Source organism: Veillonella sp. T34266-5, assembly GCF_002959815.1.
GTDB classification, from domain to species: Bacteria; Bacillota; Negativicutes; order Veillonellales; family Veillonellaceae; genus Veillonella; species Veillonella atypica.
Genome location: NZ_PPCZ01000004.1, coordinates 169,147 through 188,111 on the forward strand (window position 1 = coordinate 169,147; position 18,965 = coordinate 188,111).

At 41.3% G+C, this 18,965-nt stretch carries 16 protein-coding genes; 3 read left to right on the forward strand and 13 right to left on the reverse strand.

Features of this window, described 5'->3' with window-relative positions; all coding sequences use genetic code 11:
• Window positions 1-38 precede the first annotated feature (38 nt).
• The 6 genes from VIHSUH07_RS02570 to VIHSUH07_RS02595 all read right to left on the reverse strand — a co-directional run bounded on the left by VIHSUH07_RS02570 (window position 39) and on the right by VIHSUH07_RS02595 (window position 6,042).
• Window positions 39-617 carry a cob(I)yrinic acid a,c-diamide adenosyltransferase gene (locus VIHSUH07_RS02570; RefSeq protein WP_105083783.1) on the reverse strand — a complete coding sequence of 193 codons (579 nt, stop codon included), beginning with the start codon at window positions 615-617 and terminating at the stop codon, window positions 39-41.
• A gap of 792 nt (window positions 618-1,409) precedes the next feature.
• Window positions 1,410-2,387: a M23 family metallopeptidase gene (locus tag VIHSUH07_RS02575; RefSeq protein WP_105083784.1), complete on the reverse strand. Its 978-nt coding sequence runs from the start codon at window positions 2,385-2,387 to the stop codon at window positions 1,410-1,412.
• Window positions 2,388-2,440: 53 nt separating this feature from the next.
• Window positions 2,441-2,962 carry a DUF4446 family protein gene (locus VIHSUH07_RS02580; RefSeq protein WP_016476263.1) on the reverse strand — a complete coding sequence of 174 codons (522 nt, stop codon included), beginning with the start codon at window positions 2,960-2,962 and terminating at the stop codon, window positions 2,441-2,443.
• The gene (gene hydF / locus VIHSUH07_RS02585) at window positions 2,956-4,242 is read right to left on the reverse strand and encodes a [FeFe] hydrogenase H-cluster maturation GTPase HydF (RefSeq protein WP_105083785.1); all 1,287 of its coding nucleotides are present in this window, start codon (window positions 4,240-4,242) and stop codon (window positions 2,956-2,958) included. Before hydF ends, VIHSUH07_RS02580 begins: the two co-directional genes overlap by 7 nt.
• Window positions 4,242-5,153, reverse strand: coding sequence for a ParB/RepB/Spo0J family partition protein (locus VIHSUH07_RS02590; RefSeq protein ID WP_105083786.1), 912 nt, complete (start codon window positions 5,151-5,153; stop codon window positions 4,242-4,244). Before VIHSUH07_RS02590 ends, hydF begins: the two co-directional genes overlap by 1 nt.
• A 115-nt stretch (window positions 5,154-5,268) precedes the next feature.
• The gene (locus VIHSUH07_RS02595) at window positions 5,269-6,042 is read right to left on the reverse strand and encodes a ParA family protein (RefSeq protein WP_105083787.1); all 774 of its coding nucleotides are present in this window, start codon (window positions 6,040-6,042) and stop codon (window positions 5,269-5,271) included.
• Window positions 6,043-6,443: 401 nt separating this feature from the next.
• Here VIHSUH07_RS02595 and VIHSUH07_RS02600 point away from each other — a divergent pair, with 401 nt between their 5' ends.
• From VIHSUH07_RS02600 to VIHSUH07_RS02610, 3 genes are all read left to right on the forward strand, one after another.
• Complete coding sequence (locus VIHSUH07_RS02600; RefSeq protein ID WP_105083788.1) at window positions 6,444-7,196, forward strand: methionine synthase; 753 nt, start codon at window positions 6,444-6,446, stop codon at window positions 7,194-7,196.
• Between the two features lie 384 nt (window positions 7,197-7,580).
• Window positions 7,581-10,013: a homocysteine S-methyltransferase family protein gene (locus VIHSUH07_RS02605; protein WP_105083789.1), complete on the forward strand. Its 2,433-nt coding sequence runs from the start codon at window positions 7,581-7,583 to the stop codon at window positions 10,011-10,013.
• Between the two features lie 100 nt (window positions 10,014-10,113).
• The gene (locus VIHSUH07_RS02610; RefSeq protein WP_105083790.1) at window positions 10,114-10,971 is read left to right on the forward strand and encodes a methylenetetrahydrofolate reductase; all 858 of its coding nucleotides are present in this window, start codon (window positions 10,114-10,116) and stop codon (window positions 10,969-10,971) included.
• A gap of 553 nt (window positions 10,972-11,524) precedes the next feature.
• On the opposite strand, the gene rsmG is transcribed toward VIHSUH07_RS02610, so the two are convergent.
• The 7 genes from rsmG to rnpA all read right to left on the reverse strand — a co-directional run bounded on the left by rsmG (window position 11,525) and on the right by rnpA (window position 18,939).
• Window positions 11,525-12,274 (reverse strand): 16S rRNA (guanine(527)-N(7))-methyltransferase RsmG, encoded by a 750-nt coding sequence (gene rsmG / locus VIHSUH07_RS02615; protein ID WP_105083791.1) that lies wholly within the window; start codon window positions 12,272-12,274, stop codon window positions 11,525-11,527.
• Between the two features lie 729 nt (window positions 12,275-13,003).
• Window positions 13,004-14,875, reverse strand: coding sequence for a tRNA uridine-5-carboxymethylaminomethyl(34) synthesis enzyme MnmG (gene mnmG, locus VIHSUH07_RS02620; RefSeq protein WP_105083792.1), 1,872 nt, complete (start codon window positions 14,873-14,875; stop codon window positions 13,004-13,006).
• A 39-nt stretch (window positions 14,876-14,914) separates the two neighbouring features.
• Complete coding sequence (gene mnmE, locus VIHSUH07_RS02625) at window positions 14,915-16,300, reverse strand: tRNA uridine-5-carboxymethylaminomethyl(34) synthesis GTPase MnmE (RefSeq protein WP_105083793.1); 1,386 nt, start codon at window positions 16,298-16,300, stop codon at window positions 14,915-14,917.
• A 238-nt stretch (window positions 16,301-16,538) separates the two neighbouring features.
• Window positions 16,539-17,324, reverse strand: a complete 786-nt coding sequence (jag, locus tag VIHSUH07_RS02630) for an RNA-binding cell elongation regulator Jag/EloR (RefSeq protein ID WP_105083794.1) — start codon at window positions 17,322-17,324, stop codon at window positions 16,539-16,541.
• 8 nt (window positions 17,325-17,332) lie between these two features.
• Window positions 17,333-17,989, reverse strand: a complete 657-nt coding sequence (locus tag VIHSUH07_RS02635; protein ID WP_005375962.1) for a YidC/Oxa1 family membrane protein insertase — start codon at window positions 17,987-17,989, stop codon at window positions 17,333-17,335.
• A gap of 225 nt (window positions 17,990-18,214) precedes the next feature.
• Window positions 18,215-18,469, reverse strand: coding sequence for a membrane protein insertion efficiency factor YidD (yidD, locus tag VIHSUH07_RS02640; protein WP_105083795.1), 255 nt, complete (start codon window positions 18,467-18,469; stop codon window positions 18,215-18,217).
• Between the two features lie 122 nt (window positions 18,470-18,591).
• Window positions 18,592-18,939, reverse strand: a complete 348-nt coding sequence (gene rnpA / locus VIHSUH07_RS02645) for a ribonuclease P protein component (protein ID WP_105083796.1) — start codon at window positions 18,937-18,939, stop codon at window positions 18,592-18,594.
• Window positions 18,940-18,965 lie beyond the last annotated feature (26 nt).

Genomic DNA, 18,965 nt, shown 5'->3' on the forward strand with positions numbered 1-18,965 from the left:
ATCACCTCCTTAGGTTATGGGATTTGTGAAAGTATGCTCTAATTTTCGATGCCCTTGCGAGCCATTACACCTTGCATGTAATAATGCTTAACTTCCTTCATTTCCGTCACAAGATCGGCTGCGTCAAGAAGTTCTTGCGGTGCCCCGCGCCCCGTAAACACAAGTTCTGTTTCCGGATTGCGAGCCTCCAATAGAGCCTCCGTCTTTTTCCAATCAATGAGTTCAAAGAACAAAGCCATGTTATATTCGTCGAGAATCACCAAATCATAGTCGCCGCTAGAAACAGCCTCTAACGCGCGTTCATAACCCTTTTCAATAAGCGCTACATAATCCTTAGGCGGATTCCCCGATTCAAATACAACTACCTCATCACCCCATTTGGCGAGCTCATCCTTGCTCTTCATGCCTTCCTTGATGATAAAAAACGGTTTACCTACAGTTTCTAATGTAATATTTTTGAGGGTCGGTAAAATATTATGTTCACTATACACTTTAGACTTCATGAACTGTAAAAATAAAACCTTTTTGCCAGCGCCTATAGCTCGTATAGCGAGGCCGATCGCAGCCGTCGTTTTACCCTTGCCTTCGCCGGTATAAACTTGTACATAGGCCTTCATAGATATACCTCCGTTCATATACCTTAATTGTACAATATTTATAGATGAAAAGGAATAGATATCACATGAAAGCCAATCCTAATTATGCATAAGATAATAATATCTATTAAAATGATTGAGATGCCCATTATATTATCTACTCATTGGTGCCGAACAAGGTAGTGATGGGGCCCTAAATCCTCCACCGGCCGGGTCTGACTACGGCCTTCGGCCTTCGCAGGGCCAAAGTCGGATTTAGAACCCCATCACCACCTTACTATTTAACACTTCAATCACGTATGCTTATAAAACAACAGGCACCAATACAACAACCAATAGATATTATTATCAGCAAAAAAAGGATTATGCCACATGTGATATCTATATCATCAACATATAAAATGTAGCAATTATAGTATATGAACCTCCTGCCAAACCAGCCGTTTAGGAGGAGATGTGATGAATACTTGTTACATAACTTCGGCGTATCCATATAGGGGATCTTTTAAATTAGTACAGGCCTGTTCTATTTTTTTAGACTCATATACTAGGTCCCTAGAATTAGTACACGTCTGTTCTATTTTTTAGGACACATATATTAGATACTCAGAATTAGTACACGCCAAAAGGGATACTCCCTGTTCGAAAACGACTTCGGGCTCTCCCTTATGCTAAGTTGTGCAATGGTATTTTAGCCAATTAGTCAGCTAAATTTAGATAGAAAAAGATAGACCCCTCCTGAAAATGATTTCGGGCTCCGCGTAGCGCAGTAGCGTATCATTTTCAGGAGGGGTCTATCGACTCTATGTAGTTTTAATTACTAATTGGCAAAAATACCATTGGATCAACCGCGGACCCATTAATCCGTACTTCGTAGTGTACGTGTGCGCCAGTACTTTTACCAGTACTACCCATAAGGGCGATGACTTGGCCTTGTTTTACGGTCATGCCCGGTGTAACGAGAACGGCGCTATTGTGGCCATAGCGGGTCACAAATCCGTTGCCATGGTCAATTTCTACGAGGTTACCATAACCGCCTTCGGTGTAGCCTGCGAATGTTACGGTACCCGCTGCGGTAGCAACGATAGGTGTGCCGTAATCATCGGCGATATCGACACCTTCGTGGAATGCGCTAGCAGCGCCAGTCACAGGATCGACACGGCTACCATAAGGTGATGTAATAACGCCCTTGCTTGGCCAGATGCTTGGTGTTGTACTATTCGTATAGCCACCAGAACCTGTGGTGTAGTTCAATTGTTGCAATGCAGCAATGTCTTGAGCCCCACCGTCACGCAAGATGTTGCGCATCGTGTAGAAGCTAACTAATAATTTTTGTGCATCCTTATCTAATTTAGATAGTCTTGCTGAAAGTTGCGCCGCACTTAGCGTGGGACTAGTCTCATCGCTAGCGGCTTCCTGCTTTGGGTCAGAACCATCACTACCACCTTGAGATGGTGTGCCGGACTCAGCACCCTTCAACATTTGTTTGTTTTCTTCACTAATTTGATTTAAGTTTTGGATTTTCTTATCCAACACTTCTGTTTTTTGTTGTAACAGTTTTAATTGTTCTGTTTGCAATTGTGTTTGTTGACGCAATTGAACGATTTCTGCTTGTCGTGCAATGCCCCAAATGGATAAAACAAGTGCTGCTACAAATAAGACAATAGCTACTACAGCTACGATCTTCGCTTGTTTATGACTCAATGTAATAGTGCAATTTTCACCATTCTGAGACACTACAGAACTCAAAATACTTGGTACTTTCAAAATGCCTTCCTTACTTTTAATCATTCCTCAATCCATCATGCATGTGCATCCTATGCGAACACATCAAAGCGATTTGCCTATTGAGAATGGATAACGCTCGCTAACGCTTCCTCATTCGTACGTTCCCCAAGCGCTTCGTTTAAACTTTCCAATTCCTCTTGTGAAAGATTAACGAGACTTTTACCTTTCACAATCGGTTTACTGAAAATACGAGAGTCATTCCGGCCATATATACTGGAAATGCAAACCCCATTATTATTGCCGTCAAGCAATGTAAGGGCAAAGGACAAATCGTTGCCGATGTTATCAAATGCATTATACTTCTTAAAGCCGATCTTTTGCAATGTATTGCCTTGAATATTGCGAATTTGAGTTTGTTCCTCGATCATATCCTGCAATCCCTTTGCGGCCTCACGAATTTCAGTGATTTCTACTGAAAGTTTACGTTCTAGGCTAGCCCCATTTTCACCTTGCATGAAGAAATTGAACTTCTTCGTTAAGCTCCCCAATCTAATGTGAAGGATGATACAATATACCAATAAAATAACGGCTAATGCGCATCCTAATACACCGATATAGGGTTGTATAGATTCTAACATTCAAAACCCTTTCTATCTAATTCGTCCATAAACGGACTAATAGCACGTTCTAGTATACCATGTAATGACGCAATAAGTACACCATAATTCACAATAGGCGTACCTTGCACAACGGCACAATCGATGCGACGTAACACCTCGCGCCGCGTCAACATACACGCTCCGCAATGGATGATGAGGTCATAACTGCTCACATCCTTAGGGAACGCGCCACCGCTGGTAAATTCAAGCTGTAGATCCGTATGCCCCTTCTTTTTAAGCCACATCGGGATTTTAACGGTTCCAATATCATCGCATTGGCGACGATGTGTACAGCCCTCACTGATGAGTACACGCGCACCAGGTTTCAAGTTGTTGAGGACTTTCACCCCCGTTACTAAATCCTGCAATTTTCCCTTGAACCGAGCCATTAAGATGGAAAATGATGTTAATGGAATATCCGCAGGCGTCAACGCATTCACCGCTTCAAAGGCTTGCGAATCGGTGATGACGAGTTTTGGTTTTTGTGAAAGCTTACTGAGCATGGTCGGTAGCTCTTCTGTTTGGCACACCAAGGCAAGGCCTTTATGGTCCAAAATCTCACGAATTGTCTGAACCTGAGGCAAGATTAGACGACCCTTTGGAGCCGCCGAATCAATAGGACATACCAAAATGATAGTATCCCCTGGATCAACTAACCCTTGTAATAGAGATTGCTCGCCTTCTACATCGAGCGGTGTTAACCCGCCTAGTAAATCGAGCAATGTAAGACGGTCTCGATTCGATGTAAAATCCGTAGAGCCTACGACAGTGGCAATAGCTGACAAATTGGGATACGCATCTACATAATTTAGGTTAGTATCATTACTTTCATTACCATTGCTATCGTTGTCATGAGCGCTTTCACTATCAAAAGCGTTTATTTCATTGATGAATAATGCGATAGGCACATTGTTTTGTTTCAACTTGTTAAGCCACATCATATCATCAGCAGTGGGCGCTTCATCATTACGCAACACATAGACAGCGAGATTGATTTTTTTGATAATTTCTTCGGATTTTTCAATGCGAAGAGCGCCCAGTTCCGATGTATCGTCAATTCCCGCCGTATCGGTAATGACCACAGGTCCTAGAGGCAATATTTCCATAGATTTGCTAACAGGATCAGTCGTAGTGCCTGCCACCTCAGACACAAGGGATACTGGTTGATCCGTTAGCATATTAATTAAGGTCGACTTACCCGCATTACAACGGCCAAAAAAGCCGATGTGTACGCGATTCGCCTTTGGTGTTTGTTCCATTATACGCGAAACTCCATTGTTTCTTCATGTTCTGTGCTCTCCTGAGCATCCATATACGCAATAAGACGTTCTAATTCAGTTTCAGAGCTAAAGGCAATTTCAATTTTACCTTGTACCTTCTTACCGGCTCTAAATTTAATAGATACTGGAGAACCTAGGCTCAATTTTAAACGATCTACCAATGCGCGAACCTCAGCTGTATCATGTGGCTCTGTAGTGTCTTTAGATTTAGTCTTTTTAGACATCATTGCTTTCACGAGCTGCTCTGCTTGACGAGCACTTAATTCGCCCTCTTTAATGCGCTCTGCTGCTTCTACTTGTTGCGCTGCGCTACGTAGAGCCAATAAAGGGCGAGCTTGACCAACAGTTAAATCGCCTTCAATTAAATCTTTTTGAACAGATGCAGCTAATTTCAAAAGGCGCATCATATTGGCAATATAAGAACGACTACGTCCAAGTCGTGCAGAAATCATCTCCTGAGTTTGCTTATACGTATTCATCAAACCTTGATACGCCAAAGCTTCTTCAATCGGATCCAAACCTTCACGTTGGAGATTTTCTACTAAAGCGACTTCTGTCATTTCCTCTGTATTATAATTTTTTACAACTACAGGTACTGTTTCTAAGCCCACCATCAATGCCGCGCGATAGCGGCGCTCACCGGCTACGATTTGGTATTTATCCTTTTGCTTGCGAACGACGATTGGTTGAAAAATGCCTAGATTCTTAATGGACTCAGCCAAAGTAGCTAAACTTTGTTCATCAAAATTCTTACGTGGTTGATCCTCATTAGGAATTACATCCCCTATAGGCAACTCGTGAACTTCACGTTCAGGTAAAGCCGTCTCTATGGACTGTTCTCCCATCATTGCTGCCAATGTTTTACGTTCCTTTTTCTGTTTCATCGCCATAATAATCCCCAATCTATTAGTACTTTCACACCGTATATATAAAATGCAGCACAAACCAATATACAGTTTGTGCTTACATTACAGAATCATATTTATTTAGTCTATTCTATACCAATTATTTCGTTTTCTTAGAATCTCGAATAACCTCTTTAGCTAATTTAGTGTAAACAGCTGCACCCTTTGATTTTGGATCATATACAATAATCGGTTCCCCATAACTTGGTGCTTCACTGAGGCGAACATTTCGAGGAATAATTGTTTTATACACCTTAGTACCAAAGAACGATTTTACCTCATCTGCCACTTGGACAGACAAATTAGTACGTCCATCAAACATGGTAAGCAACACACCTTCAATTACAAGGTCTTTATTAGATGTTTGTTGCACGATTGTAATCGTCTTAACAAGTTGACTAACACCTTCCAAGGCATAAAATTCAGTTTGAATTGGAATCAAAACACTGTCAGCCGCTGTGAAAGCATTCAATGTTAGCAAACCAAGAGATGGCGGGCAATCAATAATGATAAAATCATACTCATCGCGTACAGAAGCAATGGCTTTTTTCAAAATTGTTTCACGTGAAACAATCCCTACTAATTCTACCTCAGCACCAGCCAATTGAATCGTTGCAGGCGCTACAAAAAGCTTTTTAAGCATTGTAGATTGAATAACATTAGCAATGTCTTCGCCATCTATCAACACATCGTGAACACATAATTCCAAATCATCTTTTTCAATGCCTAATCCAGAACTAGCATTACCCTGCGGATCCAAATCTATTAATAACACCTTTTTGCCTGCATCAGCTAAACAAGCACTGAGATTAACAGATGTTGTAGTCTTGCCTACACCGCCTTTTTGATTAGTAATCGCTATTACTTTGCCCACAAAATTCACCTCAACTTTACGTTCAAAAATATTTCATTTCATTATAACATAGGGTACGCAAAAGAAATAGAACTTTATAGGTGTGACCATCATTTTTCAAACAAAATCTAAAACAAATAAGAATGTTTCACGTGAAACATTTCAAAAAAAACATATGTTCACCGACATGATATATCAGCTTATAAATTTATTTGATTATGTATCATTACTAAATAGATTTACACCATTAGGTATAAAATAATTACGTATAACTTTTTTCTATGGACGCACCTTAATAAATTATATGAAGCTATAACCTTTACAGTATATATAGATATATTTATACTTATAAAAGACAGTATTTTAATAGGTTTAACATTTTAACCATACAATCTATTTTATTTTTAAAGGAGGCGTTTCACATGCCCATTTATAACGGAATGCTTCCCGTCATCAACAAAGATGAAGTAAAGCGATATGCAGGACTTCGTCATGCCGAAGATTTTCCAGAAAAATTCGTCGACGAAGCTTGTAAAGAAATCCAATTATTAGCGACACCAAAGGGTGTCTACCAAGAATATGATTACGATGCGGAAAACAAAGTTATCCTAAGTAATCCGCCGCTCAAAATTGAAGGATCTATCATTGAAAAACATCTTGAAAAATCTACAAAGGTGTATGTGCTAGGTGTTACTGTCGGCGAAGACGTTGAAAGACGTAGCGAACAGCTATTCAAACAAGGCAACTACACCGTAGGTCTATTGCTAGATGCGGCGGCAACAACTGCAGTTGAACAAGTGGCTGACCAAGTTAACGAGGTAATCAATAACATTGCTAAGAAACAAGGTTATGCACCTACATGGCGTTTTAGCCCAGGCTATGGCAACTGGCCTTTAGAAATTCAACCACAACTTGGTAAAATCATCAAAACCGAACAAATCGGCCTACAAGTCACAGAAAACTTCTTATTATTTCCAAGAAAATCCGTAACAGCTATTATCGGTTTGATGCCAGGAGATCAATGTTTGACAACAAAACGCGGTTGTAGCTCTTGCTCACAAAAAGATTGCCAATCAAGAAAACTTCCAGAAAAAACAACGGCTACAAAACCAGAAACAAGCAAAACAACAGCCGAAACATCTGGTATAGCTATGAAAGCACAACCAACAGAATAAAATTTTAACACACGATGTTTCACGTGAAACATTACCTTGTACATCTGTACCATTGTACCCATTCTGTACCATTGTACCCATGTGCAATCAAAAATGTTTCACGTGAAACAATCTATTTATGATATTGAAAAGATGCAATTGTTATAATGAACTAGTGGATTGAAAACCCGCATATAGAATAATTTAGAAAGATAATTGTGAATGAACATTACTTTCGCAGCGACTTTGGCCCTGCGGAGCCCGAAGGGCGTAGACAGACCCGGCCGGTGGAGCGAGAAAGAAATGTTCATTCACAGCTCTAATGTTTACATACATTAAGGCGGGTTGACATCACAGAGTTCATATATCAATAATTGCATCTATTATATATAAAGGATGATTCACATGTACATTTTTGACGGCGCTATGGGTACAATGCTCCAAGCAGCAGGCCTAGAAGAGGGCTATTGCCCAGAATTATTTAACGTGGAACGACCAGAAGTAGTAAAAAATATCCACGCACAATATTTGCAACATGGTAGTGATGTAATTACTACTAATACATTTGGCGCATGCGGCCTTAAATTAGAAGATTACGATTTACAAGATCGTGTAAAAGAAATAAATATAGCAGCTGTAAAGGTTGCCAAAGAAGCAATTGCAGAGTTCAAGCCAACCGCTCGTGTAGCCGGTTCTATGGGCCCTACAGGACGTTTTTTACAACCATTGGGTAATATGAGCTTTGATTCTATTTATGATACATATAGAGAACAAGCAGAGGCTTTGATTGAAGGCGGCGTTGATTTCATCGTTATCGAAACAATTATCGACGTACAAGAAATGCGTGCCGCTCTATTAGCATCTTTGGATGCTCGTGAAGCAGCAGGTAAGACTAAAGAAGATGTACAAATCATCTGTCAATTTTCTTTTAGTGAAGACGGTCGTACCATTACAGGCACACCACCAGAAGTGGCTACCACAATTGTAGAAGCAATGGGGGCTGATATCATTGGCATTAACTGTTCTCTTGGGCCTGAACAAATCACACCACTTATTGAAAAAATTGCTAGTGTCACAAATTTACCTATTATTTGCCAACCAAATGCAGGTATGCCACAACTTATTAATAAACAAACGGTATTCCCACTTTCAGCAGAAGACATGGGCCCATTAATGATTCCAATTGTTGATGCAGGTGCAAGTTATGTAGGTGGCTGCTGTGGTACAACACCAGCTCACATTCAATCCATTTCTAACGCTGTGAAAGCACATACACCTAAAGAACGTGCTCACATTGAACCTAAAACAGTAATTACAAGCCGTACAAAATTACTTGAACTAGGCCACAATGTGAAACCATTAATCATCGGCGAACGCATTAACCCAACAGGTCGTAAAGTACTTGCTCAAGAGCTACGCGATGGCTCTTTCATCCGTGTAAAACGCGACGCCTTAGACCAAGTAGAGGCTGGAGCAGACATCCTCGATGTGAATATGGGTGTGGCAGGTATGGACCAAACGCCTTTAATGGAAAAGGCCATTTTTGAATTATCTATGCTTGTAGAAACACCACTATCCATCGATACATTAGACCCTAAGGCTATGGAAGTAGCCCTTAAAAACTATCCAGGCCGTGCATTAATCAACTCTGTCAACGGTGAAGAAGAATCCATTACACACGTTATGCCATTAGCTAAACGGTATGGTGCAGCATTGCTTTGCTTGCCAATTTACAGTGGTGACTTACCTGAAAAGGCTGAAGATCGCGTTGCTTTAGCTGAAAGCATCGTAAATCGTGCATATGGCTATGGTTTACAACCACATGACTTATTACTAGACCCATTAGTTCTAACACTTGCCAGTGGCGAAGACAGTGCACGACAAACGCTTAGCACATTGCGTTTATATAAAGAAAAATTTGGTTTTCCAACAGTAATGGGCTTGTCCAATATTTCCTTCGGTATGCCTCAACGTCCATATCTAAATGGTCAATTCTTAACAATGGCTCTCGCATCTGGCTTGACAACACCAATCATGAATCCACTTAACTATGCTGCTAAAAAAGCATTTGTATCAAGTACTACACTTCTTGGTTGGGACCCAGGTTCTGCAGAATTCATAAAAGAATATGGTTACGAAGACGAAACTACAGCACCAGGTAACGCAGCACCAAAAGGTCCAGATAAAGCATCCTTCGATAGCAATGACCCATTAGCAAATATTCGCGCTTGTGTAGAACAAGGTGAAAAAGAAGCTATTATCGATTTAGTTAAAAAAGCCTTAGCCGATGGTATTGATCCATTGGATCTTACGAAAAAAGGCTTATCTGAAGCGATGAACGTAGTAGGAGACAAGTTCGGTTCTGGTAAGTTATTCTTGCCACAAGTAATGCTTGCTGCTGAAACAATGCAAGCCGCTTTCAACACGATTAAAGAAATTATTCCTGCTAGCGACAGCTTGGATAAAGGTACAGTCGTTGTAGCTACCGTTAAAGGCGATATCCACGATTTAGGTAAAAATATCGTAGCGGCCTTGCTTGAAAATAATGGTTATAAGATCGTCGACCTCGGTAAAGATGTTGAGCCAGAAGTTATCGTACAAGCCATTAAGGACAACAAGGCTGCTCTCGTTGGTATCTGTTCCTTGATGACTACTACAATGCCTCAAATCGACAACACAATCGCTGCTATTCGCGCAGCCGGCCTTAAAACGAAGGTTATGGTTGGTGGTGCCGTAGTTTCTCAAGACTACGCAGACCAAGCGGGCGCAGATATTTACGCCAAGGACGGCATCGCGGCTGTAAACCACGCGAACGATTTCTTTGAAACTTTGAAATAATTGCTAATCTAGGCATATAATATAAGTAATACTCATAGTGAAAGCCTCACATAACGCATGCGAGGCTTTCACCATACATAGAATGAATACGAGGTATATGATGACATTACGTGAGAAACACCAAAATGGCCAGTTCACCATCACCGTTGAATTGGACCCACCTAAAAGCAGTTCTGCCCAAAAGGTTTTTGAACAAGCAGCGCGCCTAAAAGGCAAGGTTGACGCCATAAACATTGCGGACAGCCCTATGTCTAAAATGCGCATGAGCCCAATTTCTTTGTCCTATTTATTACAACATAACGAAGAAATCGAAACAATTTTCCATCTTACATGCCGAGACCGCAATATTATAGGTTTACAATCCGAATTACTCGGTGCTGCAGCACTCGGTGTTAATAATATTTTGACACTAACTGGCGATAAACCAGACCATGGCGATCATCCATTCGCACAATCCGTATTCGAAGTAGACTGCATGGGTCTACTTAATATAGCTAAGACATTGAACTCAGGAAAAGACCTTGCTGGTAATGACCTTGATGAACCAACAAGTTTCTATATCGGAGCTACAGGCAACCCTGGTGCTTCTGATTTAGAAATCGAACGTCAGAAACTAGCTGCTAAAATCAAAAATGGGGCCCATTTCGTGCAAACACAACCAATCTATGATTTAGAACAAGCAAAACGCTACATCGATAAAATGTCCGAATTCAATGTACCTATTATGCTTGGCTTGATTCCTCTTAAAAGCTTTAAAATGGCAACATACCTTCATGAAAAAGTACCTGGAATCAACCTTACCCAAGACATTCTAGACCGCGTAGAAAAAGGCGGAAAAGAAGCGGGTACAGAAATCGCTATCGAAACACTGGAACAAATCAAGAAAATCGCTGCAGGCGTACATATCATGCCGCTTAATGATATAGATACGACTTTGCATATTATTGATCACGTGTAATCTTTAAATACAATAGCAAAAGGAATGACCTCCCAAAACCTCCACCGGCCGGGTCTGACTCCGCCCTTCGGGCTTCGCAGAGCCAAAGTCGGTTTTGGAAGGACATTCCTTTTTATTCATTTATAAGACATTACACGTGATTAAATAATATACAAATCTTAAAAGAACAGGGAACAAATCAAAATAGATTTGTTCCCTGTTTTGTTTCCGATATAGCCGTTAGTATTAATATGCTACAATCTTTTTCTATTTATTGTTACTCATAATATAAGTTTAATCTAAAAACACCTTTCAAAAAATGACTTTACCTTCACTGTGGATTTCGATTCTCGAAATCTTACGTTCAGGACTAAGTGATGTGTGGCTCCCATGCGTCGCTACGCTCCTTTGTTAGCTCACACCCTACTTATGGCCCTGCGGAGGCCATAGGCCGGAGTCAGACCCGGCCGGTGGAGGCTTTTGTTATAACAGAAAATAAAAATAGACCATTCCAAAAACGATTTCGGGCTCCGCGAAGCGCAGTAGCGTATCGTTTTTGGGGATGGTCTATTTTTTATAACGGTTTATCCTTTATCTCTTTTGGTTTTCTAGGATATTTCCCAGGTGTTTTTCCTGTTTTCTTAATGTACACGATAGCTCGTTTATCGTCCAATGTTGGTAAGGTCACGGTTTTTACATCTTCGATGGATGCTTTTAATGTGCTAAGGGCTTTATCAGATTCGCCGATTTCTTCTTCGTAGATGGCGCCTTTTAAGGCGATAACATAGCCGCCTTGTTTAACGTAGGGCACGGTCCATTCTAATAAGATTGGTAATCTTGCAACGGCACGGCTTGTGGCGATATCAAAGCTTTCACGATACTCCTGATGACTCAAATCTTCAGCGCGTCCATGCAAGGTCTTGCAGTTCGTCAATTGCAATTCGTCGATAACGGACTCAAGAAAGGTAAGGCGTTTCTTGAGGGAGTCAAACAAGGTCACGTGCAAGGTTCTGTCATAGATGGCCAAGGGAATGCCAGGGAAACCAGCACCTGTTCCGACATCGATAATGGAGGATCCAGATTTGATAATTTTCGGATCATAACAAGATAGAGAATCAATCATGTGCTTAACCACGACTTCTTTCATATCCGTAATACCGGTGAGGTTAAGATATTTATTTGTTTCAATCATGCGTGCATAGTACACGTAGAAATCTTTTGCTTGCTGCGGTGTGCATGGCAATCCAAATGATACCATTTGTGAAAGCATATATTCTACAAACTCAGATTCACTAGCGATAGGCACATCATATTTTTCTTTCATCAGTGCTCCTAACTATATGTATGTAATTCAGGATAAAATTCATTTATTCGCACTGTAAGGCCTGTTTATGTGCTTCTAGGATAAATTACACTAAAAAAGAGCATACAAGCGAAATATAAGAGTCATATTTGTATCTATTATACCATATTCTCAATATATTCTCATTTTTAATATAAATAAGACTACAAAAGAGGGGCTATGCATAAGAAATAGACTAATTTTAATTATTATCATTTAAATTATATTATTGAGAAATCGCTTCATCTTTTTCAAGTACATTTCGAACACTTCATCCTGTTTTAAGATTTTCTATTTATTTCAAATTTATCACTATGAACTTTTCTTCATATATAAATTATTTTGTCTATTCTGAATGTACATCAAATGTGTTTATCCAGTGTACATATTTTACCTGTAGAATAATATGTGTTTTATAAATATTCATATAAATATACAAACATCTACCGATATAACTCTCTGTTACATAAAAACAAAACTTGCCAATCACCCTATTTATAGATACACTACCATTAATAGGGAGGTGGTACCCATGAAACAAAAATGTATGTGTTTCTTATTTAAACTTGGGCTATCCTTATTTACTCCAGATTATATGAGTCAAGGTCGCGAAGTCAATGAGCATCAGGAACGGGAAACCTTATAACAGAAAAAGCTAGTTAATCAAAAACGATTAGCTAGCTTTTTCTGTTATGTAATTACTTATCGCAATTATTTACTTCGATTATATTGTTCTAGTTGAATCAACAGTACAGACACATCCGCCGGTGATACGCCAGAGATACGGCTGGCTTGGCCGATGGAGTGAGGGCGAATTTTGTTGAGCTTTTGTTGTGCTTCAAGGGAAATACCTTTAATTTCTGTATAATCCCATTCTTTTGGAAGAATTTTTTCTTCCAGTTTGCGAACCTTCTCAACTTGTTCCATTTGCTTTTTGATGTAACCTTCGTAGGTAATGGCAATATCCATAGCTTCTTCTACGTCAGGTGTAAAGCGTTTCAAACCGAATGCATCAGCTACGGTAGCATAGGAGAGTTCATTACGTTTTACTAAATCATATGCGTGGATGCCTGTTTTGATAGGAGCTGTGCCCAAGCTTTCAAGTAAAGCTTGTGTTTCCTTGGACGGATTGACAGGTGTGTTTCGTAATAATTCCATGCCTTCTTCAATGGCCGCTTTCTTAGCTGTGAATTTAGCCCAGCGATCGTCTTTCACAAGGCCGATTTCACGACCTTTTTCGGTAAGGCGCATGTCCGCATTGTCTTGACGAAGCAATAAACGGTATTCACTACGGCTCGTCATCATGCGGTACGGTTCGTTGGTACCTTTTGTCACGAGATCATCGATGAGAACACCGATATATGCTTCGGAACGAGCGAGGATGAAAGGTTCTTTGCCTTCAATCCACAACGCTGCGTTAATACCAGCCATGAGGCCTTGTGCAGCCGCTTCTTCATAACCAGATGTGCCATTGGCTTGACCTGCAGAGTAGAGGCCTTCAATATGTTTCACTTGAAGGGCTGGCGTCAATTGTGTTGGGTTCAAGCAATCGTATTCAATGGCATAGGCAGGACGCATGATTTCGACGTTTTCAAGACCAGGGATGGTGCGAAGGAATGCGTATTGTACGTCCATAGGAAGGGATGTACTCATGCCTTGTACATACATTTCATTTGTGCCCGTTCCTTCTGGTTCTACGAATAATTGATGGCGTTCTTTATCGGCAAAGCGCACCACCTTATCTTCGATGGAAGGGCAGTAGCGCGGGCCAACACCTTCAATTTTACCGCTGTACATAGGAGCACGATGAATATTGCTTTTAATAATCTCATGCGTTTCCTTATTCGTATACGTCAACCAGCACACATCTTCGTTGCGGTTGATCCATTCGTCCATAAAGGAAAAGGCATGATGATGTGCATCGCCTTCTTGAACGGCCATATTTTCAATATTAAGCGTCCGTTTATCTACGCGGGCCGGCGTGCCAGTCTTAAAGCGCATCAATTCAACGCCATTATCTAGTAGGGATTGAGAAAATTGTTCCGCTACCCGTTGCCCATTTGGGCCACCTACATAGTCGATATCGCCGATGAGGATCTTGCCTTTCAAATAGGTCCCTGTACAAAGAATGACAGCCTTAGCGCCATAGAATTCGCCAAGCTCAGTAATGATGCCCGTTACCTTGCCATCCTCAACCTTGAGCTCCGTAACCATGATTTGCTTAACATTGAGATTATCCGTATTTTCCAAGGTATGTTTCATCAAATGCTGGTATTTAATTTTATCTGATTGGCAGCGCAAGGAATGCACGGCAGGGCCTTTACCCATGTTGAGCATACGCATTTGAATAGCCGTAGCATCCGCATTGATACCCATTTGACCGCCCAACGCATCGAGCTCATACACAAGATGGCTTTTACCAGGACCGCCAACGGCAGGATTACACGGCATAAGTGCAATATTATCCAAACTGATGGTCGCCATCAACGTGCGATGACCCATGCGGGCGCAGGCGAGGGCCGCCTCACAACCAGCATGACCGCCACCGATGACAATGACATCATAATTATCTACAGTATACATATCTATTGAATTCCTTATATTTATTACTTATTTTGAAAGTTATTTACCTAAACAGAAGCGGCTGAATAGTTCGTCGATCATGCTTTCACGGATGGTATCGCCCGTGATGTCGCCTAGTAGTTCCCAGGCGCTGCGCAAATCGGTAGCTACAAAGTCTACTGGCATGCCCATGTCGATGGAGGATAGGGCTTGTTCTACTTGAGCCTTCGCTTGTTCCATGAGGCTGATATGTCGCACGTTACTAATCGTGGCGCTGTTGTCTTGTTTTACACGACCGCCATAGACGAGTTCTTGCACCCATTTGGAGAGAACTGCAGATCCTTCGCCGTCTTTGGCACTGATGCGCTCAATAGCTGTAAAATTCCCGTGTTCTTCGATATTTTCGTCTGTAACAACTTGTGCCACGTCGGACTTATTAAGGAGTACGATGGTATTCAAACCGCTCACAGAGATCAAAATTTCGATTTCTTCAGGGGTCAATGGGGTAGACCCGTCGATAACGCAGAGCACGATATCTGCTTTGTTGATATAATCGCGAGCACGCTCCACGCCGAGAGCTTCTACCGTATCTTGTGTGTCTCGAATACCTGCCGTATCGATAAGGCGCAATGAAATGCCTTCTACGGTCATATATTCTTCAATACTATCCCGCGTCGTCCCCGGAATATCCGTTACAATAGCGCGGTTTTCACGCAAGAGAGCGTTCATAAGGCTCGATTTACCTGCATTTGGGCGGCCTACAATAACCGTCGTAATACCGTCGCGAATAAGGCGACCTGTATTCGCTGTGGACAACAAATCGTCCATAGTTTTCAAAATAGGTTCTAGTTGATCCCGAACCTCTTGGCTTGTTACATCCTCGATATCCTCCTCAGGATAGTCGATAGTTACCTCTAAATGAGCAATCATGGCGATGAGCTGTTCACGCACATCTTTTACAAAGGACGAAACCGTGCCGTCCAGCTGCGATACAGCGAGAGAGAGGGAGTCCTCCGTTTTTGCTTCAATAATATCAATGATCGCCTCTGCTTGAGTGAGGTCGATACGTCCGTTCATAAAGGCACGCTTCGTAAATTCGCCGGCCTCTGCCATGCGCACATCGTGATTGACGAGCAATTTCAGAATTTGTCGAACCGGCACAATACCGCCATGACACTGAATTTCTACCACGTCCTCTGCGGTGTAAGAATGAGGGCCTTTCATTAATAACACAAGAACCTCGTCGATGGTCTTATTCGTCGCTGGATCCACAATAGTCCCGTATTGAATCGTTCTATTTTGGCGGTCCATCAATGGAACGGTGCCAGCGCTCTTGAACAGGCTATTTACAATAGGAAAACTATCCTTGCCGCTGACCCGAATAATACCAACCCCGCCGATGCCGGGCGGCGTTGCAATGGCCGCTATTGTATCATCTATATACATAAAAAACTCCGTACTTCGAATATCTTTAATTTCTTCGCCTGTGAAAGTTAAACTAAACCAATCTTACCCATGCGAAGATTACCTTAGGTTAGCTTTCACCATAACCTATCGTATTACGTATAAATAAAATGGTGGTGGCGGTGGCATTCTGAAACCGACTTTGGCCCTGCGGAGGCCGTAGGCCGGAGTCAGACCCGGCCGGTGGAGGTTATCAGAATGCTATCGCCACCAAACACTTTTATTTTTTGTAAGAGATCACGATATGGCGGAATGGTTCATCACCAGCGGATTCTGTGACGATGTGTTTATCATCATGCAACGCCGTATGAATGATTTTGCGTTCAAATGCATTCATAGGTTCTAAGGAAACCTTTTGACGATTACGTTTTACCTTAGCTGCAAGACGTTTTGCAAGATTGATCAACGTTTCTTCACGACGAGCTCGGTAATTTTCCACATCCACCACGATGTGACAATGGCCAGACACCTCTTTGTGAGCCACCAAATTCGTTAAATATTGGATAGCATCAAGGGTTTGACCGTGTTTACCAATCAAGATACCAAGGTCTTCACCATGTACTTGGAACGTGATTTTATCACTGGTAAACATCTTTTCAATCATCACGATAAGGCCCATTTGACCGAACATCTTTTCAAGGAATTCCTTACCTTTTTCAGCGATGATTTGTTGTGTTTCTTTTGAAAGCTCTTGTTTAGCTTTCACAGATACCGGTGAATCATCAACAGATTCAGCCACATCGCGTTCATCAGTCGCAACAGGCACATCCGACACAGCATCAGAAGTCTCAGCGATGACTTCTTTTTCTTCTTCCGTAGCCGCAGCTGCTACCGTTGTATAGAACAAACGAACCACAGCTGGTTTACGGCCAATACCTAAAAAACCATTAGAAGGTTGTTCAATAACCTTTGTTTCTACCAATTCACGGCCATCTATAGAAAGTTCTGCAACCCCTTTAGCGATGGCATCTTCAATCGTTTTAGCAGATACATCGATAAATTCCATAGTGCCTCCTATTTATTAGCTTCTAAGCCTTTGTAAATGAAATGTTGTTGCACCAATTGGAACACATTGGATACAATCCAGTAAATAACAAGACCAGATGGGAAGTTCAAGGAAATGTAACCGATGAACAATGGCATAAAGATTTGCATAATCTTTTGTTGTTGTGCAGCGGCACCACTAGCACCCATACCAGTTTGTCGGGACATAAGCCATGTGGACAAAGCACTCAATACTGGCAAAATGTAGTATGGATCTGCTTCGCCAAGGCTAGGAAGCCATAAGAAATGTTCGAATTCAGGATTGTAAGGATATCCTTGCAATGCGTAGAAAATAGCGATCAAGAACGGCATTTGCACCAATAAAGGCAAGCAGCCAGCCAATGGGTTTACACCCATTTCTTTATACATAGCACCCATCTCAGCTTGTAAACGTTGAGGGTCGTTTTTGTATTTTTCTTGAAGCTCTTTCATGCGAGGTTGTAACTCTTGCATTGCTTTCATAGATTTAATTTGTTTTACTGTCAACGGCGCTAAAATCGCTTTAATAATGACAGTAATAATGATAATAGCCACCCCATAGCTTGGGAAGCCGACCATGTCAGTGAAGTTGAAAGCATATGTCACAAGTGTGCGCATAAATTCAACTAAATAGTTAAAAATTTCCATTGTTTCTCCTTCGAGTGCAGGTCTAAATTGGGTTCCTTCGCGCATCCATATATCGTTATGGTATGGTCTAAATTTCATCCATACAGATGCTCAGGTATTTCCAAAACTGTGCTCGCTTAGACGAATGTTAATCGTGAAAGTTTTTACTAATATTATCTTTCACTAACACCATTCTACTATTGATTGTGAAAGACTCAACTAGTGTTAGCTTTCAGCAATATCCATCTACGGAACGGGATCGTACCCGCCCTTATGGAATGGATGACAACGCAAAATACGTTTTAGCCCAAGCCAGCTACCTTTCAAAGGCCCATATTTTTCAATAGCCTGCAGAGTATATGCGGAACAAGTGGGATAATATCGGCAACATCCCGGTTTGAGAGGGGAAATGGCAATCTGATAGAAGCGAATAACGAGCCATAAAACAAAGGTTACACCTCGTTTTATATAGTTTGATATAGTTATACATGTTTCTTTCATAGAATTCACCCTAATGTAGCTTAAAGGCTTAGTTTAAATATATGCATATAAACCCGTAAGCTTCATAATACGCGAATAGGACCAAAGCATAGCGCTGTCCATGCTTGTGGTCCTATATAGGATTATACTAAGAGCTTGCTTTTACGCAATAAGTACAGTATTTCCTTTTCCGCTCGTTCATAGGTTGCGTCCTTCAGAGGGCCACGTCCAACGATAACAATATGATACCCTTCGCGAATTTGATGCTGATTGAGGCGATACACCTCTTTCATAAGGCGACGTGCTCGATTGCGTTCAACCGCACAACCCACCTTTTTACCCGTCACAAATCCGATACGAGTCTTTTGCTTCGCTACAGGCATACGATATAGAACGCATAGGCGTCCTACCTCGTAATTACCATGCTTATACACAAGGCGATATTCATTATTGTTTATAATACGTCTCGTTTTATCTAAGCGGTAATCCATTGTATCGTCCGAGTCCTATAGAATAG

Coding starts and splice junctions, on each gene's coding strand:
- rsmG (WP_105083791.1), bottom strand. CDS start 12,274: ATGAAAGAAAAATATGATGTGCCTATCGCTAGTGAATCTGAGTTTGTA.
- hydF (WP_105083785.1), bottom strand. CDS start 4,242: ATGGAACAAACACCAAAGGCGAATCGCGTACACATCGGCTTTTTTGGC.
- yidD (WP_105083795.1), bottom strand. CDS start 18,469: ATGAAAGAAACATGTATAACTATATCAAACTATATAAAACGAGGTGTA.
- VIHSUH07_RS02600 (WP_105083788.1), top strand. CDS start 6,444: ATGCCCATTTATAACGGAATGCTTCCCGTCATCAACAAAGATGAAGTA.
- VIHSUH07_RS02580 (WP_016476263.1), bottom strand. CDS start 2,962: ATGTTAGAATCTATACAACCCTATATCGGTGTATTAGGATGCGCATTA.
- mnmG (WP_105083792.1), bottom strand. CDS start 14,875: ATGTATACTGTAGATAATTATGATGTCATTGTCATCGGTGGCGGTCAT.
- mnmE (WP_105083793.1), bottom strand. CDS start 16,300: ATGTATATAGATGATACAATAGCGGCCATTGCAACGCCGCCCGGCATC.
- VIHSUH07_RS02575 (WP_105083784.1), bottom strand. CDS start 2,387: ATGATTAAAAGTAAGGAAGGCATTTTGAAAGTACCAAGTATTTTGAGT.
- VIHSUH07_RS02570 (WP_105083783.1), bottom strand. CDS start 617: ATGAAGGCCTATGTACAAGTTTATACCGGCGAAGGCAAGGGTAAAACG.
- VIHSUH07_RS02635 (WP_005375962.1), bottom strand. CDS start 17,989: ATGGAAATTTTTAACTATTTAGTTGAATTTATGCGCACACTTGTGACA.
- VIHSUH07_RS02590 (WP_105083786.1), bottom strand. CDS start 5,153: ATGGCGATGAAACAGAAAAAGGAACGTAAAACATTGGCAGCAATGATG.
- VIHSUH07_RS02605 (WP_105083789.1), top strand. CDS start 7,581: ATGTACATTTTTGACGGCGCTATGGGTACAATGCTCCAAGCAGCAGGC.
- VIHSUH07_RS02610 (WP_105083790.1), top strand. CDS start 10,114: ATGACATTACGTGAGAAACACCAAAATGGCCAGTTCACCATCACCGTT.
- rnpA (WP_105083796.1), bottom strand. CDS start 18,939: ATGGATTACCGCTTAGATAAAACGAGACGTATTATAAACAATAATGAA.
- jag (WP_105083794.1), bottom strand. CDS start 17,324: ATGGAATTTATCGATGTATCTGCTAAAACGATTGAAGATGCCATCGCT.